Below are 23,817 nucleotides of genomic sequence, written 5' to 3' on the forward strand. Positions count from 1 at the left end.
TGGAGGAAACTATGACTTTAATGTGGATTATTATTATCATTTTAATTTTAATTATTGGTATTTACATTGGTGTATATAATGGTTTACAAAAATCAAAAATTCATGCACAAGAAGCTTGGAGTCAAATTGATGTGCAACTAAAGCGCCGTAATGATTTAATTCCTAACTTGGTTGAAACAGTAAAAGGATATGCCAAACACGAAAGTGAAACTTTTGAAAAAGTGGTTCAACTACGTAATCAATTAACCCAGATTCCAGCTAGTGATCATACTGAAAAAATGAAAGTTTCTGACGAATTAACTAATTCATTAAAGACAATTTTTGCTCTTTCAGAAAATTATCCTAACTTAAAGGCCAATCAAAATTTCTTAAACCTTCAAGAAGAATTGACTAATACTGAAAACAAAATTGCTTATTCTCGCCAACTTTACAATTCATCAGTTGCTTTTTATGATGAAAAACTAGTAACTTTTCCATCAAATATTGTGGCTAACCTTCACCACTTCCAAAAGATGGACTATCTTGAAACCCCAGCTACAGAAAAGGAAGTTCCACAAGTTAAGTTCTAATGTTATACCAACAAATTGCGCGTAATAAACGTAAAACAACCTTTTTATTAATTATCTTTATACTTATCTTAGCTTTAGTAGGAGCTGGGGCAGGATATATTTTTGCTAATAATGCTGTGGTAGGTATAATTTGGGCCGTTTTAGGTAGTTTAGTTTATTTAGCAATTGTCTTACATAACCCTGCTAACTTAGTCATGAGCATGAATCATGGTCGCGAAATTCATGAACAAGATGATCCTGAGCTCTGGCACATAGTTGAAGATATGGCACTGGTTGCTCAAGTACCGATGCCAAAAGTTTATATTATCAATGATCCTAGTCCAAATGCTTTTGCTACTGGACGTGATCCAAAGCATAGTGCGGTAGCAGTGACATCTGGGTTGCGAGAAGGCTTAAATCGCGAAGAACTCGAAGGTGTTTTAGGTCACGAATTTTCTCACATTCGTAACTATGATATTTTAGTTTCTACCATTGGAGTAGTCTTAGTTGGAGTTATTTCCTTTATTTCAAGTTACGCTGCTAGATACGTTTGGTGGTTTGGTGGCAATAATAAAAGAGATAATGACGAAAAGAATATGAGTCCAGTAGAAGCAATCTTCAAAATAATTGCAGTTGTTTTTGTTTTTATTCTGGGGCCACTCTCTGCTTCATTAGCCCAAATGGCACTCTCGCGAAATAGAGAATATTTAGCTGATGCTGGTTCTGTTGAGCTAACAAGAAATCCTCACGGCTTAATCTCTGCTTTAGAAAAAATCTCGGGTGGTAAACCTATGAAAAAGGCGGATCGTTCAAGTGCAGGTATGTATATTGAAAATCCCTTCCATAACCAAGGTTGGTCTCATTTATTTGATACTCATCCCCCAACTGCAGATCGAATCAAACGCTTAGAAAAAATGTAATAAAAAAGGACAACAGCCATAGTACCAAAAATAGGTACTATGGCTGTTGCCTTTTTATTTATTAATTAAAATAGCTTAAGTGAACTTAATAATTGGTTAACAACTGTCATAATTGCTGATTTAGCAATAAAGTAGGCAATTAAACTACCAATAACTAAGCCTAAAAAGGTAATTAATGTACCCCAAACTTTATCGTTCTTCTCTTTGCCATTACCAATAACTGGGACTAAAACGGCAGTTAAGAAAACGTAATATAAAATTACAAACAAAAATCCAATAAATTTAACTGAATCTACTGAAATTAATGCTAACAAGAACATTAACAGACTTATTGCAACATTATAGTTACTGTATTGAGCAATTGAATTAATATAAGCTAAAACATCAATTTGTTCGCCATAGATAAACTTACGTCCTAAAATACCAAAGCCGATAAAACAAGCAACTCCAATTAAAATAGCAAAGAAAATACTGATTGAAATATTTGCAATGCTACCACCTAAAGCATTATTGGCATAATGTTCTGCTGTTTCACTGATATCTCCCATGGAACCACTCATAGAATTAATACTCTTAGTTACAATTCCAGATAAGAGTCGCCAACAAGTTAAAGTAATCAAAAGAATTACCACTAAAATATTAGTAATTCCATACCATTTTTCAGTATCTAACTTAGCTGTTGGTCGCTTCCAAGAATCGACTAACCACTTCCAATATAAGGTAAAACCATTTGGTTGAGCTGGGACTGCTCGTTGTGCTCCTGGTTGAGGTTGAGCTGAAGCTGATTCTGGAGCTACATTTTCTTGTAGTTGGGCACCACAATTTGTACAAAATTTAGAATCTGCTTCAACTTCTGCACCACAATTCGGACATTTTTTCATTTTAAAACTCCTCAATATAATATAATTTTTACTTTTTTGATTATACCCGTTTTAAAGCATAATTTGTATATCAATTAAGAAGTTTTATTTACTTAGCTAGTTACTTCTCAATCCTACTTTAGTTATTATTTTAAAATTATCTTTAATTTTTATAAATTTATGATATAGTTGCTTTTGAAATATATTTTTAGAGGAGAAAACAATGAAAACAAGATCTGCAATGTTAATGTCAGCCTTGTTTGCAGCTGGTGTTTTGGGCGTAAGTTCAGGCAATGCTCATGCTGATACAATTGATAATTCAACAGCTCAATCAACCACTGCAACCACTACTGCAAACCAAAATAGTAGTAATACAAGCACAGTTAATAGTACTTCAGCTACTAATCAAACCGCTCAAGCTACTACAAATACTCAACCATCTACTAATACTAGTAATTCTGCCAATACTGCTAATCAAAATAAAGCAGTAGCAACAGTCAATACTACTGTTCCCGCAGTAAAACAAGAATTTACCGGTAAAATTAATTATGCACCTGGTTACGGTGTTAACCTTTGGAAACTTAATGAAGACAAATCTGTAAGTTGGATTGCTCCCCGCCGTTTAAGCAGTGGCTCAACTTGGAAGGTATACGGTTATACTGATGTCAATAATGATCGCCTCTATAATTTAGGTGGCAATCAATGGGTTTTCAGCAAGTACATAGTTAATGTAAATTCAAAACCTACCCCATCTAATACTAATAATAGTAATATGACCCCACTAGCAAAGAATTCTTTTGTTGTGGTAGCTTATACACCTCATTATGGTATTGCTGTTTGGGCTCAAAATGGAAATAGCCTCAAGTTAGCCGGCAAGACTTTACCAAATGGGTCAGCTTGGAATGCTTTTGGCAAAAAGAATTTTAACAATAAAACTTTTTACAACCTTGGCGGTAACCAATGGGTAGATAGTTCATATGTAATTGAAGGAACTGCTACTAGTAGATATGCTGTATTGAAAAATAATGCTAGTTCACAAGAATTTTATACTAGCCAATATAATCCAGTCTTTGCTCCATGGGGTTGTGCTTCATCAGCATTATCAATGCTGATGAAATATGATGGTAACTGGAAGAATGTTCCAGGTACTACTGAAGCACAAAAATTAAAATATATGCAAGATCACTTACCTCAAAACAACCATGGTGGTCAAATCGGTAATCCTTACACTGGTGCTGGTTTTAAGAGTGTCATCAACTCCAAAGCTTTAGCCGATTATGCTCACGCTTTAGGTGACGCAAAGATTAAAGACATTTCAGGTGCTAACTTAAACACTATTGCCAAACTAATCGAAGCTGGTCACCCAGTTCTTTACTATGGCTGGTCATCTTATGATGGTGGTGGTAATAAAGCAAGAAATCACTGTAAAGTAATCTTCGGTTATAACCCTGCTAATAATACTTTCTTAGTTCACGACCCACTTTACCAATACAAACACTTCTACAAAGGTGGCGGGGGACAACGTGAAGGTGTCTACAATGGCTATGACCTTGGTCCTATTTCATGGGTAAGCTATAGTTCATTAAGTCGTGAATTTGCTTACCGTAATGGTAACAACGCTTTAACCATTCAATAATTTAATAATTAATAATAAAAAAACGCATCAACGATTGATGCGTTTTTTTGTATCTATTTTTGCCTAAAAGCCCTGTAAAATCAGTATCTTATTTTATAACACTTGTAATTCCATTCCTTTTTTATATATTTTGGATTTTTTGAAAATTTTTTTGAAATTATTTATTTCTCACTTTTTAAAATAACACCTATTACCTAATGAGTAATCTCTTTGCCTTCAAAAATAACAGGTGTAATTGTTATTTATAACATATTGTTATTTAACACTATACACGCCTAGACATGCTCTAAAAACCTGGTACTATAAGGATGTTGAGAGAAAAAGAGAAAAACATGTTACTAACTATTTTAGAAAGTTGAGAAGAATATCTATGAAGAACGTTAAATTGTTATCTAAAATTTCTATTGCCGCTTTATTAACTGTTGGTGGAGTTACTACTATTAACCAAGTAAATAATTCTGTTAAGACTGAAACTGTTCACGCTGCTACTACTGAACAAACCAGAATTACTTTACCAGCTGGTTACACTGCAAGAAGAATTTTAAACGTAAACAACAACCGCATTTCTAGCGCTGACAAGAGAGCTTTAGTTCAAGCTTCTCAACAAGGTATGAAGCAAAACAACTTCTACGACAACAATGCTAAAGATAAAACTACTATGGTTAACACTACTAACATGACTTGGAGTCAAAAAGTTGAAATTAACCGTTACGCTTTAAGCTTAATTAACTCAGCTCGTAGCCAAATGGGTAAGAAGGCTTGGGTTCTTAACACTTCAGCTATGGCATTTGCCGATAGAGTTGCTAAAGAATACACTAACAACGGTAAGAGCGATTGGGATGCTGATCACTACGTTGCTGGTATTACTCGTGCAGCTGTTGCTTCTGGTTTAAAGAATGCTGGTCAAGTTTACGAAGATGAATCAGGTCTTCCAATTACTTCACAATTTAACGGTTCTGTTCGTAGCATGTACGCCTTAAAGGAACAAATTTACTTTAACGTTAAACAAATGTTATTCGGTGGTTTCTATGGTTCAATGACCAACTTCAATGATGCTTCACATTACACTGAATGGGAACACGCTGGTGACTTATTAGGTCTTAGAAGTTTAAAGGGTGCTGATGCTCCTACTAAGTACTTTGGTCTTAGTTTCTCAGGCTTAAAGAACAACAAGTCAAGAATTTCTGTTCACTTCATGGGTGTTGCAGACAGATACATTGCCAACCGCCGTGTATTTAACACTAAGGCAAACATCTAATTGTTTTTCCTAAATATACATGTCTTTATCGATTAAATAATAAGCATATAAAAACCGAGATATTAATATCTCGGTTTTTTATTTTAAAAATTATGAAAATCATTATCTTTGATAAGCTTTTTTCTCATTTCCGTTGGTGTCATTCCAAAATAATTATTGAATTTCTTATAAAAGAAGGATTTACTGGAGTATCCTAGGTGTTTAATTATTTCTTTTAGCGAGATATCAGGATCACTCAAAAGAGTTATTGCCTCTTTCATCCGACGTTCATCCACCTGCTCCATAAAACTTTGTCCCGTTTTTTCTTTTACTAGGCTTGAAAAGTAATTTTTATTAAAACCAAAGTAATTTGCGGCATCTTCTAGGCTAATATCAGCAAAATTAGTATCAATATACTGAGTGAGCACTTCCGGGTTAAAACCACCCGTTTTAGCCGTTGGTAAAGTAACAAAGAATTGTTCACGAAAGGAAAAGAAGACAAGCAAGCGTAAGTAAGCTAAATCTATTGGCGTAACATACATTCTTCCCTGAATATATTCTTCAATCGCTCGGTTAAGTACTTGATTACTTAACATGATATTATTATTCTCTAATTTGATAAAACCATTATCCTTATACTTCTCTGTAAAAGATTTTTTTACCGCTTCTTCTTCAGTAGTAGGATGACCCATTTCACTGAATATTCGATCCCATGAAAAGTAAGAAGATGTTTTAAGTTTTACAAAAATAGTTTCTTCAGTCTTAATTTTTACTTGATAAGTCATTTGTGGTTTAAATAAGATCATATTACCACTATGAAGCTTAAACCTATGTTTCAAAGTTTGAATCTCAACTTCTCCTGTTAAGCAAAATAATAAAGTTGGAGTAGAAGTTACATATTCTTTCCAATCTAAATGACGCTTTTCTACAAAAAGCTTATACCAAATAAAATTACTATTCTTTGAATCAATTTTAATTTCTGATTTTTTACTATTATCCTTCTTTAATGTAGTATCTAGATAATGACCAATTGAGAATGTGGTCATTAGTATTCCGGCCTCCCTTCCCTTTTAATTTACTCTGACTATAAATTAAGGTATTATAATAACAGTACACGCGTACTTATTGTACTTTAAAAAATTACAAATTAAGGGTAAGTCTAACTTTTCCTGAAATTAAACTACTAACATCTGAATAAAAAACATTTTGGGGTGCCATTGTGCTGAGATTATACCCATTGAACCTGTTTGATTAATATCAACGTAGGAAAAATGATTTAATTTTTGACTAACAAAAGTCCACCTCTTTAGGGGTGGACTTTTTCTTTACTCATAGATTGGAGTATTATGAGCAAAATTCATCTAAACGATATCGTCTTAATTACTTTAATTGCAATAATTTTTGGTTTTATTTACATTGCAAGTGATACACTTTATAACATTTTAACCTTACTCTTAACTCCTCTGGGCTATGGACCATTAGCAAATGACCTAACAATTGGAATTTGGTGTATGGGTGGTCCACTTGCAAGTTTCTTAATAAAAAAACCTGGAGCAGCCTTTTTAGGCGAATTTCTTAGTTCCTGTGTTGAGACTTTTATTATGGCAGAATGGGGAATTGCTAATTTAATTTCTGGTTTTATGCAAGGTTTGGGTAATGAATTAGGTTTTATCCTTACTGGTTATCGCCTCTATAACACTTTTACCCTTTTTTTATCAGCAACAACAACGACTATCGTTACCTACTTATATGATTTTTTTAAAAATGGTTACAATTATTTTTCTACCTTCAATATTTGCCTTTATTTTCTAGTTCGTTGGTGTTCAATGCTCATTTTTAGTTGCTTTTTTGTTAAATTAATCATTAATCTTTTGGAGAAAGCTCATGTCATCAATCAAAATTAAAAACTTAAGTTTTGGTTTTAAACCTAATTCTTTACTATTCAATAATCTTTCTCTTACTATTCCTCTATCCACCTTTTCGTTACTCGGAGGACCTAGTGGAAGCGGAAAATCTACTTTTTTAAAATTACTCGCAAAACTCTATCCAACTTTTGGTGGTCAGATCTATCAAGGTGAAATTACCAATCAACCTGCTAAATGGAGTATGATCTTTCAAAACCCTGATGAGCAATTCACTATGACCACACCAGCCCAAGAATTTACTTTTACTTTAGAGAATCTTAAGCTCACAAAAGCCCAAGCACAAAAGCGGATTAAGCAAGCAGTGCAGCAAACTAAAATTCAGCATCTGCTTGAGCGCCCTTTTACTGTTTTATCTGGCGGCGAAAAGCAGCGAGTTGCCTTTGCCATCGCCATGGCAATGCAGCCAAAATTACTTCTTTTAGATGAACCCTTTGCAAGTTGCGATCCTAGCAATCGGGTCTTCTTGCTTAAGCAATTAGCCCTTTTAAAAGAAACTGATACAACTATCATAATTAGTGATCATGATTTTTCTCACTATGACCACTTAGTAGACCAAATTTATTGGTGTGATAATCACCAAATAAACCTTTTGCCTTCCAAAAGTATTCCTACAAGCAATTCCAAAGCAATTAATTATCTTGTACCTAGTAAATCTACTCCTATTTTGGAGTTACAGAATTTTTCTATGAGTAATCAAAAACAAACCTTAATTAAGCAAGAGAATTTAACCCTATATTCTGGTGCCACTCTTTTAACTGGAGCAAATGGGAGTGGTAAAACTTCATTCTTTAAGTCACTTACAAAAATGCATCCCTACCAAGGTCAAATATTTCTACATGGAACAGATATTCAAAGGATTAAAAACAGCCAATACTTCCAACAAGTTGGGCATATCTTTCAAAATCCAAATGATCAATTCTTAATGGTCACAGTAAGAGAAGAATTACAATTCAGTTTATCGCACTGTAATAACCCTACTTTAAAAAATGCGACTATTGATGAGTTACTAGCTTTAATTAACTTAAATAATCATGATCAACAAGTAATCTATTCTTTATCAGGTGGTCAAAAAAAGAAATTACAGCTTTTAATCATGTTATTAGCTAACCCTACCTTCTTATTATTAGATGAACCCTTTGCGGGCCTTGATCAAAAAAGTAAAAGCCTGCTAATCCATTTACTGAAAACCTACTTTTTAGGACAAAAGGATTCTAACAAAGGATTAATCTTAATCAGTCACCAAATAGATAATTTAGCTAACTTGTTTAATTATCATTTGACGCTCAAAGCCGGTAAACTCACTTATCTAACGGAGGCTATTAATGAATCCTAGCTTAAAACTAATTTTAATTCTAATAATTTCTCTTGAAATTTCATTTAAACCTACACTTTGGGCTAATTTAATTTTGATTGTCGGAGCATTAATTTTTCTTCTCCTTCATCACTTATCCTTGAAAGAATTCTTGCTTATTCTTTTCTTTCCTTTATTAGGAGCAATCGCCATCTTTTCAGCCCTTTACTTCTTTGCGCCCGATCACAATCTTTTCTATGCTTGGACTTTATTTACAAGACTCTATGTATTTGTATTTTTAGGGGCATGCTTAACGCTTACCACCAGTCCTAGTCAATTATCCCGATCACTTGAACAAAATCTCCATTTGCCCAGTAAATTTGCCTATGGAACCTTAGCTGCTTTTAACGTTATCCCAAAAATGAAAGAAGAAGTTACTAAGATACATTATGCGGCACAAATGCGTGGCACAAATTTATCATTTTGGTCTCCACGCTTGTATTTTAAAGCTATCCTCGTAGCTTTGGCTTGGGCACAAGGATTAAGTCAAGGGATGCTCGCTCATGGCTATCGCGAAAACCAGTCTCGAAGCAACCTCCAACCAATTTTAATAACAAAAAAAGATTGGTTATTTTTTCTGGGTATCTTAATCCTCGTTCAACCAATCATTTTTTTCTTCTAAGTTAGCTCTAATTATTTATGATAGGGACTACCATTATTAATCATAAAAGCACGATAAATTTGTTCGCTCAAGACTAACCGCATTAATTGATGCGGCATTGTAAACTTACCAAAACTAATCAAGTCATCAGCACGCTTATTGACTGCATCACTCGTACCTAAACTGCCTCCAATTACGAACGTAATATCTGAATGACCGTAAGTGGCCAAGTCTTGAATTTCTTTGGCAAATTCTTCACTTGTACGTTCTTTTCCCTTAATTGCAGTGACATAGACGTATTCTTTATCTTTTATTTTACTTAGAATCCTTTCACCCTCGATTTGTTTAACCTGTTCCATTTCAGCCGGACTAAGCTTTTCGGGGGCTTTTTCGTCAGAAACTTGCACGATTTTCATCTTCGCATACCGATCCATCCGTTTAAGATATTCAGCAATACCATCCTTAAAGTATTTTTCTTTTAGTTTACCAACACATACAATCTTAATATTCATAGGGACTCCTTTTTTCTCAGCTTATCTATTTTATCCTCATATTGACATTCCGTCCACACCTTTTATCCCCAGACTGTGGATTTCTAAAATCTATATTTTGTGTTTATCCTGCCTTACCTACCATAAATTGTATGTTTAAAATTCAAAAATAAAAAATTTAAGATTTATTTATAAGTTTTATTCCACATTTTTCTTCATCTAAAAATTTTTACAAACAATATCCTTTAAACCCAGCTATATCACTGTGAACACCTGTTTATTAGAATGTAATTAAGTTAGTTATTTACACACAATTCACAGGTTATCCACAAATAAAAAGACTATTTTGGCACTTTTATACACAATCCACAGAGTTTTCCACATTTACCCACAACTTGACAATATCTCATTTCTTATTATTATCTATAAAACACGAATATTATGGTATTATATTTTTTTATAGTACGTAAAAAGCCACAGCTTTGCACTTGTATTAGACAAAACTATGGCTTTTACCCTTAAAATTAAAAACATTAATGCAATTTCGCTTTAGCTAAGTTTTACACTTATTTCTTTAGTGCCACCATTGCGAACAACTTCTAAATTAACCGTATCGCCAACCTTATGACTGTATAAAATAGTATGTAATTCGGCAACATCACTGACACTCTTCCCATCAACTTTGGTAATAATATCTTTGGCTTTGAGACCTGCTCTTGCAGCGTTACTATTCTTGGTTACAGAATCTACATAGATACCAGATTTTATACTATCTGGTAATTTTAATTGGCGCCGACCATAATCAGTCAGTTCACTAACAGCTGCCACCTTAATGCCCAAAGTAGGACGTTCTACTTTTCCGTTCTTTACTATCTCATTAATAATTGAAACAACTTCATCACTTGGAATCGCAAAACCCATTCCTTCAACTGCTGTTCCATCAGTTGATTGTGCTAACTTCATCGAATTTATTCCAATTACTTGTCCCGCCATATTTACTAAAGGACCACCTGAGTTACCCGGGTTAATAGCTGCATCAGTCTGAATGACCGTTGCTTGACTGGTAGCATTACCATCAGAATCAGTCATATCAACTGTTCGATTATTAGCTGAAATAATACCTTGAGTTACACTTGTCGCATATTCACTGCCTAATGGTGAACCGACCGCAATTACTTCTTCACCTGGTTGTAAATTCTTAGAAGAGCCAAATTGAGCTGTTTGAGTAACATATTTGCTATCGATTGTTAGCACTGCCAAATCAGTTGCTGCATCCGAACCAACTTTCTTAGCAGTAACCTTTTTACCATCACTCAAAATTACTTGTAAGGCATCACTACCCTCAACTACATGATTATTAGTTACGATATAGCCTTTCCCGTCAGACTTCATATAAATTACTCCAGAACCTTCACTATAAGTTTCTAAACTAGAAGATTTTGAAGAACTAGAGCTATTTCCTCGATCAAAGAGTCCGAAAACATCACTACTGTTTGAGGAGCCTTTTTTTTGCAAATTTTCAACTGAAACAACTGCATTTTTTACATTATCAAAAGCTACAGTAGCTTGACTAGTATTCTTACTACTTTTGGTAGTTTTTGCGGGTTGAACTACTGCAGTTTGAGAACTATTTGAATTATTGGAATTAGCTTGAGACAAGCCGGCATAGGCTACTCCACCACCAAGTAAGCCGGCAACAACACCAATGACTCCCGTTTTAAGAAAGGTATTTTTATTTGAATTATTTGGTTTATTTGATCTATTTTGGGTGTCTTCGTTCATAATTTTTCTCCTCTTCTTTTATCAACTAGAGTAATTTTATTCTTTGAACAAAGTGTGAACACTTTTTAGGGAATAGTTTAAATCTTAAGAAATTCACTAGGTTTATCAGGCTCAGTATCAATAATTTTTACATCAGCAGGAAGATTTGCATCTCCCTCTTCTAAATACTCTTGTGCTGTTTTATGCGCTAAACTTTCTGTATTATTGTGTTGACTACGATGTGCCAAGAAAATTTTTTTAGTATTTCGATCTACTACATCAAGTAAAGTATCTGCAGCTTGTTCATTAGATAAGTGTCCCACATCAGACATAATACGTTGCTTCAAAGACCAAGAGTACGGACCATTGCGTAGCATCATATCATCATAATTAAATTCCATTAAATAGGCATCAGCAGCTACAATTTCTCCTTTAACAGTGCTAGAAACATAGCCGGTATCAGTTAAGCAAGCAAATCTTTTGCCATCACTTTTAAAGACATAATATTGTGGTTCTGCAGCATCATGGCTAGTAGCAAAGCTGGTTACTTCTAAATCACCAAAAGTTTTCGTTAGACCTGGTTCAAAAGTATTAATTTGTTCAACTGGCAACTTACCAATTTTATTTGTATCAATTAAGTACTGCCAAGTTCCTGAATTTGCAAAAGCATTTAGCTGTGGATAACGGCGCATTAAGACACCTAACCCACCGGAGTGGTCTGTATGATCATGGCTTAAAAAGACCATATCAATTTCATTGATATCAACTCCAACCTTAGCAAGTGCCTCTTTAGTTTTTTTACCAGAAATTCCTGCATCCATTAAAATCTTGTGCTGCTTAGTTTCGATTAAAGTTGTATTACCTGTTGAGCCACTTGCAAGTACACTAACTCGCATGATTTTTTCCTTCCTAAGCTACATCTTTATTGTCAGTCTCATTACTATTATCTTGAACTAATTTACCAGTAAAGGCATTAACTTGTTTAATAGTAACCACCTTAGTATTATTACTTTCTATTGCTACAGTCCACACAGGAATATAAACTATACTACCTCGTACATCAATTAACTTACTGTAACCAAATTTTGCCCATAAGACTTTAGAGTTATTTGGTAATTCACTGTATGTATAAAGTGCATCAATTGCACCCTTAGCACTAAGGGTTGTTTGTCTTTCTCTTACTGGCGACAAATTCTGAATATAAGTTTGAGTATAAGAAACTATTTGGTCATTCTTAACTTGAATTCGCAGCCGAGCACCTTCTGAATAAGTTAAACCATAATTACTTTCTTGATCAAAGGTATATTCTGATCCATTACTTAATTCAGCTACATATTGATATTTTTTACCTTGATAAACATTCTTCGCGTTATTAACAAAGCGTTTGATCTTTGCTAGCTTTTCTTTCTTATTATGACTTACTTTTACTGGATCAGTTAATGAAACGCTCAAGGTATTATCCTCAAACGAACTAGCCAAACTTGAATCAAGCTCTGCACTAGCTTCTTTATTCCAAGTATTGTCTGTTTTAGCGGCAAGATAATAACCATCTTTTTGTTCGGTACTTAACTTAGGTAACTTTATATTATCTGCCTTTATTTCTGTATTTAAATCAGCCGTAGCTCCACTTGAAGTTGTTGGAGAAAGCAAGGTTGGTGTTTGAAAAATCTCCACACCTAAGAAAATATTTATACCAATAAAAACTATCAGGAAGATCCATTCAATTCTTTTAAAATCCATTTGTCTCCTCCTTTAATCCCATTCCTTTTCTACTCTTGGTACTAAGACTTGTCCACTCTTTTAAAGAACGCCACTTATTATTAATTTTGACATAGTAGGTCGGATGTAATTCGACTAATTCTCTCGACTCAGTTTGCGGTGTTTGCTGTGAGATTTGATAGCCAATAATAATTCGATTAATATCCTTTTTGGTATATCCTGCTTCATATAGTTCATCGAGAGCATCATCTGTAGATTCAACCGTTACTTTTGGATCATCAGTTGGGACTGGAATTTGAAAGTCGAGACTATTGAAGTTTATAGACATTCCATTTTTAGCAAAATTAACCTTTGCCCGGGAAATATTATTACCTGGCAAAAAAATAGGATACTCTTCCACAAAGTTTTGATAAATAAAAGTCTTATTATCTGCATCAAAGAACCGTAGATCTGGTTCAGAAAGTCCAGTTTTTCTTACATAATATAAACTATCAATTAAGCGAGTCGTCATTAACTTTGGAATTTTATTTTCTTGATAATCAACAAATTCATAATGATGTGTTTTATTAGTTACAATTAAGCGTTGATATGCACCATTTGAGTATACTGTATTATCACCAGTTGTTTTTTGTGAAGAAGCCCCTGAACCTAATAGATTATTTACATAGTATGAACTTGATTCTTCATTGGTTAAGTAATTATAAACCTGTAGTTTAGTAGCTTTTTCATAAACAACTGAATAACCATCTCTTAAATGAATCAGAGACACTGGAATTTTACTCGAAGCATGAGTCACTTGATGCACAAACTTATCAAAAGCAATATCACTGATTTTTATCTGATAAAGGTGGTGGTTAGCGTCATTGCCCAAATATAGGTAATCACGCTTTTTAGTTGAAACAAAAATTCGGTTAAACTCTCGTCCGTCTTTTTTGTTTATCCCCCTGATAAATAAGGGCATCGTGATCTGATCAGGATAAGTTAATTGTAGATAGTTATGGTTATGGAGCATTTTTTTATAGCTATCATTATCCTTACGAAAGTTTTTAATACTACGTTTATCTAATTTTTCAGTTAAACGGTTAAACTCTAAAGGCAGGTTTTTATTACCATCATAAACTTGATATAGTTGATCATCCTGATAATAAAATAGTTGGGTAGGAACAAAAATATCTCGTAACGACTTTTCCCCTAATTCTTTATCGGCCGACTTACTCGTTGTTTGTTCTACGCCTGAAAAGTGAGCATCAGTTCCAAAAATATATCCAGTGAGGCCAATGGAAAGCAAAACCATAAAAATCAAACTAATTCTTAAAATAATTCTTTTAGTATGTTCATTAAAGTTCATCCCAGTTATCTCCTTCCTCACTCATTGGTTCATATGGCAAAGAGATATAGAATGTTGAACCTTTGCCTTCAGCACTATCTGCCCAGATCTTACCATTATGTGCTTCAACAATTTCTTTCGAAATTGCTAAACCTAATCCCGTACCACCTTGTTTACGTGAACGAGCCTTGTCTACGCGGTAGAAGCGATCAAAAATCTTATTTAGGTCTTTGCGTGGGATACCTAATCCTTGATCAGAAATACTTAAAATAATGTGGTTATTGGATTGTAACAAACGCACTGTAATTACACCACCATCGGGTGAATACTTGATTGCATTATTCATAATATTATCAATCACTTGCATCATTTTATCCGTATCAATTTCTACCCAAAGAGCTTGGTTAGTAAACTCACGTTTTATGGTATATTTCTTGGTTCTACTATCGCCTTTTTCAGCATCAGTTTTAACAATCATGTCAAAACGATTCAGAATATGGTTAACAAAGTCATTGAAATTAACCCATTCTAAATCCATTTTGGCTACCCCACGGTCCATTCGTGATAAACTAAGCAAATCATTAATCATTCTGATCATTCGCTCAGTTTCATCTTGAATAACATGTAAAAATTGGGGAGCAATATTTTCGTCTTTCCAAGCACCATCATTCAAAGCTTCGACATAAGCACGCAAAGACGTAAGCGGTGTGCGCAATTCATGAGACACATTTGAAACAAACTGTTGCTGCTCACGCTCATTTTTTTGTTGTTCGGTAATATCATGAAGCACACAGACAAGCCCTGAAACAAATCCAGTTACTCTTTGAATTAATGAAAAGTTAGCATGTAAAATCATTTCATTAGGCGTATTTTCATTTACCGTAATTACTAGTTCTCGCTGAGTACTCATTAAGTCTTGAATTGAAATATCTTTTAAGCCTAAAACCTTAGTAATTGGTTCACCAGTAACTTCTTTTTCAGTCTTATCTAAAAAGTCCAATGCGGTTTCGTTAATAATCGTAATATTACCATGACGGTCAGTGGCAATAACTCCATCTGTCATTTGCGTCAACACATTATCAAGACGACGCCGTTCACTTTCAGACGCTTCCTGGGTTCGTTCAATGCGAACCGAAAGCGTATTAAAAGCCCTTGCTAGTTGTCCTAATTCATCATCAGCATAGACCTTTACTTGACCTGAATAATCTCCTTCGGCAATTCGGTTAGCTTGTACCCTCATCTCTTCAATAGGACGCGTAATTGCTCGGGAAATAATCAAAGCTACAACAGCTCCTAAGAAAGCAGCAACCAGAGAAGCAGTTAAAAACACTAGCGACACATTTCTGATAGTATCGTACATATTATGCATGCTTGCTCTTACCAGAACAGCACCAATAATCGTATTAGTTCCATTACTTGCAGTAATCGGAGTTATTTGTTGTAAATAATTGCTATTACTATTCTCTACCCGTGAAACTTGTTTTCCCCTAGTTACTACATCTTTAATTGCACTATTGGTAGCACGCTGTCCGACACGAGTTTGCTCATTAACACCTGAATCAGCCCGGATAATTCCTTTACTGTCAACAATCATTATTTCACTAATTGCTTCATTACTATTGTAATTAGCAATAATTTTGCTTAATTGTTGATTAGCCTTTTGGGTATTGGAACGCCCAAGCTGGACTGCTATTTGATTAGTAATCGTATTAGGAATCTGTAAAGATGTTTCAAATGAGGAAATCGATGTTTGCTCTAATTGACGTGTAAAATAGGCCCCAACAATTTCTAGCGTTGCTAGCAAGAGGAGCATAAAAATCATTCCGATTTTAAAATTAATTGAGGTAATTACTTTTCTTATCTTTTTCATTTTTTCACACAAAAAAGGCCACTACAATGAGTGGCTTGTTAATCTATTCATCGCTTGGATCTTTGACATAATAACCTACGCCACGACGTGTAACTAAAATATTTGGTGAAGATGGCGTATCTTCTATTTTTTCTCTTAGACGTCGGACTGTCACATCTACAGTTCTTACATCACCGAAATAATCATAGCCCCAAACAGTTTGTAATAAGTGCTCACGCGTCATCACTTGTCCCATGTGTTGAGCTAAATAATGAAGTAATTCAAATTCACGATGAGTTAATTCTATTTTTTCGCCATTTTTTTCGACCATATATGCATCAGGCATAATTACCAAATTACCAATCGTAATATTTTTATTTTCTTCATCCTCACTAGCTTTTTGAGTTAAATCTCTTCTTCTTAAATTGGCCTTAACTCGAGCTACAAGTTCACGATTAGAAAAGGGTTTAGTTACATAGTCATCTGCACCCATTTCCAGACCTAAAACTTTATCAATCTCACTATCTTTAGCCGTCACCATAATAATAGGCATATCATGAGTTTGACGTACCTCACGTGCTACTTCTAGGCCATCTTTTTTGGGAAGCATTAAGTCTAAAATCATTAAGTCAGGATTATATTCCTCAACTTTTTTAACAGCTTCTTCACCATCATAAGCAGTATCGACATCAAAGCCTTCTTTGGTCAAATTAAATTTGATAATGTCAGAAATTGGTTTTTCATCATCAACTACTAAAACTTTCTTTGGCATTTGTGAAGCCTCCTATCTTATATCTATATTATACTGTTTTTTACTATTTTTAGAAATCTAAAAATTTTTTTGATTTTTTATAAAAAATTCTTGCATTCTATATTCCTAACTGGCATAATAATATTTGTCGGTTATGACATGGGTGGTTAGCTCAGCTGGCAGAGCAACGGACTCTTAATCCGTGGGTCTGGGGTTCGATCCCCCAACCACCCATTCAGTTGCACTACAACGAGGTTGTAGTGCTTTTTTTGTACCTAAATTTGCTATATAATAAACCATTATGACTATGAAAAATCCCCCTAAAAAGACGATTTATTATCAAGACTTTACTGATGATATCGTTAAAAATAAAAATCAAGATTACAAGCTTCCCGATAACTATCAAATTTTAAATAATAAGTGGACCAATAAGCCTGTGCGTTACTTAGGTTGGGGAATGGCAAAATTACTGACTACCTTTTTACCTATTAAATATATTGGTCGTGAAAAATTAAAACCATTCAAAGACAAGGGGTATTTTGTCTTTGCTAATCACACACAGCCGGTATTTGATCCAATCTTACCAATTACATTACTTGGTAAGAACCAATACTATGCTATTGCCAGTCAAGCCAATTGGGGTGTCCCAGTAATCGGCCAACTTGCTCTGCCGGCAGCAGGGTTACCTGTTGGGGAGGATTTAAGTCAAACAGCTAAATTAATTCGCGTAATCAAAAAATTAATTAAGCAAAAGAAGCACATTTTAATTTTTCCAGAAGCTCATCTTTGGCCTTATTACACGAAGATTCGACCATTTCCTACTACGAGCATGAACTTTCCCATTATTACACATACTCCTAGCTTTGTGATGACGACTACTTATCAAAAAAGAAAACACGGTCGCCATCCCAAAATCACAATTTATCTTGACGGACCTTTTTATCCTGATCCTTCTTTAACAAAAAAAGAACAACGCCAAAAATTACATGACCAAATAATTCAAACGATGAAAAACCGTGCCAAGAAAAGTACCTATAATTTCTATGATTACGAGAGAAAACAATAAGAACTATGAATATTTTATTTTGTGGCGATGCCAACGCCGAAGATGGCGTACTCATCACTACCCTATCGCTCTTACAACATGTAGATGAATTGCATCTCTACATTCTAACAATGAAAACTAAAAATGCCGATAAGCAATTCTATCCTTTTAGTCAGCATGCAGTTGCTTTAATTGAACGCTTAATTAAGGCAAAAAATCCTAAGAGTACTGTTCAATTAATTGATATTACTCAGCTTTATCAAAAAGACGCTCCCAAGCCAAATCAAAATACGCGTTTTACCCCATATGCGATGATTCGTCTTTTTGCGGATGAAATTCCAGCTTTACCTGATCGTATTCTTTATTTAGATAATGACATTATTATCCGCAAAGATATTGATGAATTTTATAATCAAGACCTTCATGGTATTGAATTTGTAGGCGTATTAGACTTCTTTGGTCGCTGGTTCTTTCATAATCAATGGAAATTTTTTGACTATATTAATTCTGGAGTTTTGCTCCTTAATCTTAAATACATTAAAGAAACTGGTCTTTTTGCGCGTGTCCGCAACTTAATGCGAACTAAAAAAATGTTCTTTCCTGATCAAACTGCCTTGAACAAGTTAGCAAAACATAAAAAAATTGCCCCACAGCGTTTTAATGAACAAAGAAAATTGCACAAGAATACTGTGATTCAGCACTTCACTACTAGTTTTCGCTTTATTCCTTATTTCCATATGCTTACTGTTAAGCCATGGGATGTAGAGCGAGTTCATAGTGTCCTGCATTTGCATGAATATGATGATCTTTTAAATGAATATTTGAAGTTAAAACCTCAACTTCATGCTAAGAGAAAAGATTAACTAAATAATCTTCTTTTATCTATATTTAATAATCATAATTTGCTATCATGATTATTAAATATAAATCAATATTACCTTTATCAATAATATTGACTTCAACATTATTGTCCTTTATAGTGATTATAGAAAGATCAATCCCCTCGCTCTAATGGATACGTCCTATCGCGAGGGTTTTTTTGTTTTATGAAGACTTATAAATCTTTAAGATATATTGACCAACTTGCTTTATTTAAATTAAGAGGAATACAAGGCATCTCCCTTAAAGTTCATCATAGTAGTACCAGAGAATTAATCGAATTAAACAAACAACTTAATACAATTAGTACTTTAGGATATTATAATCTAAAAAATTATGCTGAACCTTATCTAAATAATTCAACTAAAAATTATGAGAATCTTTATTTTAATGATTTAATAGCACGTTATTATAGAGATAAGCATTTAAAGCAAGCAGTTTTGCACGCTATTGAAGATATAGAAACTACTCTCAATACAAAAATTGCCCATGTCTTAGGTGAATATTCTCCTTACGGATATTTAGACTTTAGAGTTTGGTGCCAAAGGGATTCTAAGAATAAATTTTTAAAAAATAAAATGATGGATAAATTTACCATTGAATCTGAACAAGCTAATTTTTTAAAAGAAATTATCTTCAAAATTAAAAAATCATATTCTAAAGATATGCAGTTTTTTACACACTCTACTGATAAAGTATATCCACCTATCTGGTTATTGATGAATGAACTCACCTTAGGATCAACTATTCACATTTATAAATTAATGAGTAAGCAAAATAAAAGAAAAATCTCAAACTATTTTGGCTGCAAAAGCGATGAATTAGTTAGTTGGTTAGAAAATATAAATTTAATACGCAATATTTGCTGTCATAATGGTACATTATGTGACTTCAAATTAAAAACTAAGGCTAAAGTACCTACTGAAGTTAAGGAGAAAAAAATTTTAGTTAAAACAAATAGTACTTATACCAATCGTCTCGCCTTTCAATTATGCATCATTATAAAATTAATGAGTAAAATTAATCCTAAGTACTCTTATAACGATATGAAGAAGGCTCTTTATTCGTTAATTAATAATAAGACAACTCCAGAATACTATGGCTTCATTGATAAATCTGCAATTGATAAATTATTTAAAATCAATCCTAACGATATAGCTTTGAATAATAATCTTATTGAATATTAAGCCTTTTAATCAAACACTCTTTAATAAGAGTGTTTTTTCTTTATAATCTCTTTGATTCTTTTATTTCTATTTCCTGATAAGATATAATTAACACATTAACTATTATTCATTCTATAGGTGGAGGAGATAAAATGACAAAATCAAATACTATTCCTGTTTTTTATACCATTACTGACAATTACGCTCCTTATGTTGGAGTTTCAATCCAATCTTTAATTGATCACAGCGATTCAAATAAAGACTACACTATTACCGTAATGGTCCAAGATATTACTGATGAGCATAAAAAACAATTGGAAGATTTGGCAACAGATAATGTTCATATCAATATTTTCCACATTGATGATAAATTGCTTGAGCCAATTACTAACATCAAAGAGAACTACCTTCGTGGTCAATTCTTTACCCTTTCGATTTTTTACCGTCTTTTTATCCCTGAATTATTCCCTCAATACGATAAGGCAGTTTATTTAGACGCTGATACAATTATCAATACTGATATTGCAGATTTATACAATATTAATCTTGGTGATAATATGTTTGCCAGTGCTCCTGACTTATCAATTCGCTTTATGCCACCTCTTCAAAGATATATTTCTGAATGTCAGGGAATTTTGCCAACTGATAAATATATCAACAATGGCGTTATCCTCTTTGATACTAAAAAGTTTAGAGACAAGAAGTTTATTGATAGATTTATCCACTTGTTGACAACTTATCAAGTCTTCACAATTGACCCAGACCAATCTTACATGAATGAAATTTGTGAAGACCAAATTTATTTCTTAGACAAAGAATGGGACTCTATGCCTAACGAAAACATGGCTGAATTTGAAAATCCTAAGATCGTTCACTATAACCTCTTCTTCAAACCATGGCATTATGAAGACGTTCAATATGGTAAGTACTTCTGGGATGTCGCAAAAGAAACTCCATTTTATTCTGAACTTAAAGAACAATTAGCTAATTACACCGATGAAGATCGTAAGCAAGATCGTGCCGATTTAGATAAAATGGTAGAAATGTTCGAAGAAATTAAAAAAGCCGATAATAATTGGGCAAATATTAAGGCAAAAGGCGCACAAGTTAAATTATGATATTTGGTAATAATCGTCCTCAAGTATTTAAAAATATAAAAAAGGCTGTCAAAGCAAAACAATTTAATATTCCTGTTGAACTTGACGATCCTGTTTTAACGCTTAAGCAAAGCAAGGAAACGGTTGAAAAGTACTGGCAACATACTAAAACATTTTTTTATAGGTTCACCAATAATGTGATGGACACCCTTTATGGTGCATTATCTAATTTATCAATGTCTAAATCACAAATTATTGGGCAAGAAAATATTAAAGATATTGGTCCAGCTATTATTACTACTAATCACTTTAAACATACTGATAGCCTTCCAATTAGAAAATTAGCTTCTTTAAACCATAAGAAGCTCTATATTGTAATCGAAGACATTAATTTACTGCTTCCTGGTCTTTTTGGCATCATTATGAACAATGGCAATATGGTACCTTTAAGCAAAAGTCCTAGTTACTTGGGACGCGAATTTCCTAAGCATATCAAAGACGTATTTAAAAAGAAGGCTTGGCTTTTAGTTTATCCCGAACAAGAAATGTGGTACGAATACCGTAAACCACGCCCTTTAAAAAATGGTGCTTATTATTATGCCTCAAAAAATAAAGTGCCGATTATTTCTTGTTTTGTAGAAATCCAAGATCTGCCAAAACCTGAAAAAAATGCGCCTCAATTCAATAAAACAAAAACAATTTTGCATATTCTTCCTCCTATTTATCCGGATCCCCATTTGTCAATTAGGGCAAACGCAAGAAAGATGTGCGAAATTGATTATAAGCAAAAGCAGGCAGCTTATGAAAAAGCCTATGGTAAAAAGTTAGATTATACATTTACCAATAGTGATATTGCAGGCTATAGCGGCCCAATAGATTAACTGAGGAAGATCCCAATTAAAATGAAACCTAATGATATATTTATGATTCATGATTTTATTAGACGCTTTATTTACGTATTTATTTTCTTTGCTATTGTTTCATGTGGAACTTTTTACCTAAATGATATTTTGGAAAAACATAATAGAATTAACGCGCTAAAAATCGTTAATGTTGTCATTGCTGCCCTAGATTTTATCTGCATTATTGCCTTAAGTGTTGAGCTTTGGAGTAATTTTACTCTCCTATTCAATTATTGGGATCATAATTACTGGAGTATCATTCCTTATCCTGTCATGCTCATTGTCTTACTGGTTTTAGCAGTTAGATTAATTCGTAAGAATAAAAAATATCAATAAGTTAAACAACCGCGAAGCCGTTATATGTGTAATTTCCAGTCAAATCAGCTAATATAAGAGATAGATGTTAATGCTAAAAGGCACTCCTCAAAAAGGAGTGCCTTTTAAATTTGTATTTAATTAATCATCTTTTTCAACAGAAATTACTTTCTTAGTTTCAGCATTAATTGTTACTTCATGCTTCTTATTACCCTTGGTAACTTCTACTTCCCAAACGGTCTTTTTATTGTCATGAGTAAGATCCCAAGCAGTAGCTGTTCCCTTTACTTTCTTTTCAGCAATCTTAGTTGCTTGATTTCGACTGATTAATTTATCAACATCTAGGGCTTGTTCATTTAATTGATCTAAGTTTGATTTTTCAGATTTATGAGAAAGAATTTTACCAGTATTAGCATCGATCTTTACTTCATATTCATGTGTTCGATCAAAGCCCTCAATTTCATAGACATACTTATTCTTTTCAGGTTTTAGATTAATTTCTTTGACATCTTTACCACTATATTGTTTATGAAATTTACTAATTGCATCAGCCTGGCTTAATTTGATAGTTGCTACCTTAGCCTTTTTTGTTACCTCAGCAGTTTTTGGCTCAGTCTTTTCATTATTAGAACATGCAGTGGCTGTTAATAAAAGTGCACCAGCCATTGTTACGCCTGCAGCAAGTTTGGTCCATTTTTTAGTCATTGTTGTTCTCCTTTAATTAATAAAATGATAACTTTTTAATTATATTTATATTATACCGGGCCGAGACTTCTATCAGCAACTTTAATGCTCACTTTTGTTACAATAAAAAACGAAAAGAATAATGAAAGAGGTTTTTGTATGTCTAATAATCAACAAAGAGCTTGGCTTTGGATTACACTTACTATTTTAATTGTTATTAGTATCTTTATCCCCAACAACTCATCATGGTACTTTCCTGCCAATTTTGTAATTTTAATCTTAATTTATCTATTTTACTGGCGGTTAATGGCACTTAAACATTATGGTGCGGCTATTTTAGAAGCAGGTATTGCTGCGATTTGGTTTGATAATTACTTTAAAGCACCCTTTGGCAATTCTTATAGCATTTCTATTTGCTTTACCATTATCGGTGTCATTTTAATGATTATTGCAATTATTTGTGACATTCGAGCTCATCATGATGAACAATAAAAATTTTATAAAGCCGCATTGTTGGAATTTTATCAAATAAAAGGGTTTATACATATTAAGTTAATTACCATTAATAAATGATAAAATATACCATATTGTAATATATGTAAATATTTAAGAGACAAATTTTCATTAGTTCAAATCAAAGAGGCTTACCAGTACCATTGGTAAGTCTTTTTTTGTCATTCTTTTTGCTTGTGCTTATTCTTTTTCTGATGGTGGAAGATAGACCAAGACCTAACCAACTCGCTAAATGCTGTA

General features: G+C 33.4%; 24 protein-coding genes, 1 tRNA gene and 1 riboswitch. Of the genes, 15 read left to right on the forward strand and 10 right to left on the reverse strand.

Annotated elements, in window-relative coordinates; genetic code table 11:
* The first annotated feature begins 11 nt into the window (after window positions 1–11).
* Window positions 12–569 carry a LemA family protein gene (locus tag FP432_RS05655; RefSeq protein ID WP_265488349.1) on the forward strand — a complete coding sequence of 186 codons (558 nt, stop codon included), beginning with the start codon at window positions 12–14 and terminating at the stop codon, window positions 567–569.
* Window positions 569–1,468 carry a zinc metalloprotease HtpX gene (gene htpX, locus FP432_RS05660; RefSeq protein ID WP_265488350.1) on the forward strand — a complete coding sequence of 300 codons (900 nt, stop codon included), beginning with the start codon at window positions 569–571 and terminating at the stop codon, window positions 1,466–1,468. The genes FP432_RS05655 and htpX overlap by 1 nt, the downstream gene beginning before the upstream one ends.
* Window positions 1,469–1,533: 65 nt before the next feature.
* On the opposite strand, the gene FP432_RS05665 is transcribed toward htpX, so the two are convergent.
* Window positions 1,534–2,349, reverse strand: coding sequence for a zinc ribbon domain-containing protein (locus tag FP432_RS05665; protein ID WP_265488351.1), 816 nt, complete (start codon window positions 2,347–2,349; stop codon window positions 1,534–1,536).
* A 202-nt stretch (window positions 2,350–2,551) separates the two neighbouring features.
* Here FP432_RS05665 and FP432_RS05670 point away from each other — a divergent pair, with 202 nt between their 5' ends.
* Both FP432_RS05670 and FP432_RS05675 read left to right on the forward strand, forming a co-directional pair.
* Window positions 2,552–3,964, forward strand: a complete 1,413-nt coding sequence (locus FP432_RS05670) for a C39 family peptidase (RefSeq protein WP_265488352.1) — start codon at window positions 2,552–2,554, stop codon at window positions 3,962–3,964.
* 370 nt (window positions 3,965–4,334) lie between these two features.
* Window positions 4,335–5,222, forward strand: a complete 888-nt coding sequence (locus FP432_RS05675) for an SEC10/PgrA surface exclusion domain-containing protein (RefSeq protein ID WP_265488353.1) — start codon at window positions 4,335–4,337, stop codon at window positions 5,220–5,222.
* An 83-nt stretch (window positions 5,223–5,305) separates the two neighbouring features.
* Here the strand turns inward: FP432_RS05675 and FP432_RS05680 are convergent, their stop codons facing one another.
* Window positions 5,306–6,247: a helix-turn-helix domain-containing protein gene (locus tag FP432_RS05680; RefSeq protein WP_265488354.1), complete on the reverse strand. Its 942-nt coding sequence runs from the start codon at window positions 6,245–6,247 to the stop codon at window positions 5,306–5,308.
* Between the two features lie 151 nt (window positions 6,248–6,398).
* Window positions 6,399–6,487: riboswitch (TPP riboswitch) on the forward strand.
* A 60-nt stretch (window positions 6,488–6,547) separates the two neighbouring features.
* On the opposite strand from FP432_RS05680, the gene FP432_RS05685 reads away from it, so the two are divergent.
* The 3 genes from FP432_RS05685 to FP432_RS05695 are packed head-to-tail and all read left to right on the forward strand — an operon-like array spanning window position 6,548 to window position 9,099.
* Window positions 6,548–7,105 (forward strand): ECF transporter S component, encoded by a 558-nt coding sequence (locus FP432_RS05685; protein ID WP_265488355.1) that lies wholly within the window; start codon window positions 6,548–6,550, stop codon window positions 7,103–7,105.
* Window positions 7,086–8,459 (forward strand): ATP-binding cassette domain-containing protein, encoded by a 1,374-nt coding sequence (locus FP432_RS05690; RefSeq protein WP_265488356.1) that lies wholly within the window; start codon window positions 7,086–7,088, stop codon window positions 8,457–8,459. Before FP432_RS05685 ends, FP432_RS05690 begins: the two co-directional genes overlap by 20 nt.
* Window positions 8,449–9,099: an energy-coupling factor transporter transmembrane component T family protein gene (locus tag FP432_RS05695; protein ID WP_265488357.1), complete on the forward strand. Its 651-nt coding sequence runs from the start codon at window positions 8,449–8,451 to the stop codon at window positions 9,097–9,099. The genes FP432_RS05690 and FP432_RS05695 overlap by 11 nt, the downstream gene beginning before the upstream one ends.
* A gap of 11 nt (window positions 9,100–9,110) precedes the next feature.
* On the opposite strand, the gene rlmH is transcribed toward FP432_RS05695, so the two are convergent.
* The 7 genes from rlmH to yycF all read right to left on the reverse strand — a co-directional run bounded on the left by rlmH (window position 9,111) and on the right by yycF (window position 16,997).
* A complete protein-coding gene (gene rlmH, locus FP432_RS05700; RefSeq protein WP_265488358.1) occupies window positions 9,111–9,590 on the reverse strand; it encodes a 23S rRNA (pseudouridine(1915)-N(3))-methyltransferase RlmH in 480 nt (159 codons plus the stop codon).
* A 528-nt stretch (window positions 9,591–10,118) separates the two neighbouring features.
* Complete coding sequence (locus tag FP432_RS05705; RefSeq protein ID WP_265488359.1) at window positions 10,119–11,351, reverse strand: S1C family serine protease; 1,233 nt, start codon at window positions 11,349–11,351, stop codon at window positions 10,119–10,121.
* Between the two features lie 77 nt (window positions 11,352–11,428).
* A complete protein-coding gene (locus tag FP432_RS05710; protein ID WP_265488360.1) occupies window positions 11,429–12,226 on the reverse strand; it encodes an MBL fold metallo-hydrolase in 798 nt (265 codons plus the stop codon).
* A gap of 13 nt (window positions 12,227–12,239) precedes the next feature.
* Window positions 12,240–13,070 carry a two-component system regulatory protein YycI gene (locus FP432_RS05715; protein ID WP_265488361.1) on the reverse strand — a complete coding sequence of 277 codons (831 nt, stop codon included), beginning with the start codon at window positions 13,068–13,070 and terminating at the stop codon, window positions 12,240–12,242.
* Complete coding sequence (gene yycH / locus FP432_RS05720; protein WP_265488362.1) at window positions 13,060–14,397, reverse strand: two-component system activity regulator YycH; 1,338 nt, start codon at window positions 14,395–14,397, stop codon at window positions 13,060–13,062. The genes FP432_RS05715 and yycH overlap by 11 nt, the downstream gene beginning before the upstream one ends.
* The gene (gene walK / locus FP432_RS05725; protein WP_265488363.1) at window positions 14,387–16,246 is read right to left on the reverse strand and encodes a cell wall metabolism sensor histidine kinase WalK; all 1,860 of its coding nucleotides are present in this window, start codon (window positions 16,244–16,246) and stop codon (window positions 14,387–14,389) included. Before walK ends, yycH begins: the two co-directional genes overlap by 11 nt.
* 43 nt (window positions 16,247–16,289) lie before the next feature.
* Complete coding sequence (yycF, locus tag FP432_RS05730) at window positions 16,290–16,997, reverse strand: response regulator YycF (RefSeq protein ID WP_265488364.1); 708 nt, start codon at window positions 16,995–16,997, stop codon at window positions 16,290–16,292.
* Between the two features lie 140 nt (window positions 16,998–17,137).
* Here yycF and FP432_RS05735 point away from each other — a divergent pair.
* The 7 genes from FP432_RS05735 (at window position 17,138) to FP432_RS05765 (ending at window position 22,401) form a co-directional block, all read left to right on the forward strand.
* Window positions 17,138–17,210: transfer RNA gene (locus FP432_RS05735), tRNA-Lys, on the forward strand.
* 67 nt (window positions 17,211–17,277) lie between these two features.
* A complete protein-coding gene (locus FP432_RS05740; RefSeq protein ID WP_265488365.1) occupies window positions 17,278–18,042 on the forward strand; it encodes a lysophospholipid acyltransferase family protein in 765 nt (254 codons plus the stop codon).
* 5 nt (window positions 18,043–18,047) lie between these two features.
* Complete coding sequence (locus FP432_RS05745; RefSeq protein WP_265488366.1) at window positions 18,048–18,884, forward strand: glycosyltransferase; 837 nt, start codon at window positions 18,048–18,050, stop codon at window positions 18,882–18,884.
* A 183-nt stretch (window positions 18,885–19,067) separates the two neighbouring features.
* On the forward strand, window positions 19,068–20,087 hold the full coding sequence (locus tag FP432_RS05750; protein WP_265488367.1) for an Abi family protein: 1,020 nt from the start codon (window positions 19,068–19,070) through the stop codon (window positions 20,085–20,087).
* Window positions 20,088–20,218: 131 nt separating this feature from the next.
* Complete coding sequence (locus FP432_RS05755) at window positions 20,219–21,184, forward strand: glycosyltransferase family 8 protein (RefSeq protein WP_265488368.1); 966 nt, start codon at window positions 20,219–20,221, stop codon at window positions 21,182–21,184.
* A complete protein-coding gene (locus FP432_RS05760; RefSeq protein WP_265488369.1) occupies window positions 21,181–22,044 on the forward strand; it encodes a lysophospholipid acyltransferase family protein in 864 nt (287 codons plus the stop codon). Before FP432_RS05755 ends, FP432_RS05760 begins: the two co-directional genes overlap by 4 nt.
* A 21-nt stretch (window positions 22,045–22,065) precedes the next feature.
* Entirely contained in the window at window positions 22,066–22,401 is a 336-nt protein-coding gene (locus FP432_RS05765; protein WP_265488370.1) for a hypothetical protein, read from the forward strand.
* Window positions 22,402–22,521: 120 nt separating this feature from the next.
* On the opposite strand, the gene FP432_RS05770 is transcribed toward FP432_RS05765, so the two are convergent.
* Window positions 22,522–23,085 carry a PepSY domain-containing protein gene (locus tag FP432_RS05770; RefSeq protein ID WP_265488371.1) on the reverse strand — a complete coding sequence of 188 codons (564 nt, stop codon included), beginning with the start codon at window positions 23,083–23,085 and terminating at the stop codon, window positions 22,522–22,524.
* A 138-nt stretch (window positions 23,086–23,223) separates the two neighbouring features.
* Between FP432_RS05770 and FP432_RS05775 the strand changes: the two genes are divergently transcribed.
* Window positions 23,224–23,556 (forward strand): hypothetical protein, encoded by a 333-nt coding sequence (locus tag FP432_RS05775; RefSeq protein ID WP_265488372.1) that lies wholly within the window; start codon window positions 23,224–23,226, stop codon window positions 23,554–23,556.
* Window positions 23,557–23,817: the final 261 nt, after the last annotated feature.

It is taken from the genome of Lactobacillus sp. PV034, from assembly GCF_014522305.1.
In the GTDB taxonomy this organism is placed as follows: Bacteria; Bacillota; Bacilli; order Lactobacillales; family Lactobacillaceae; genus Lactobacillus.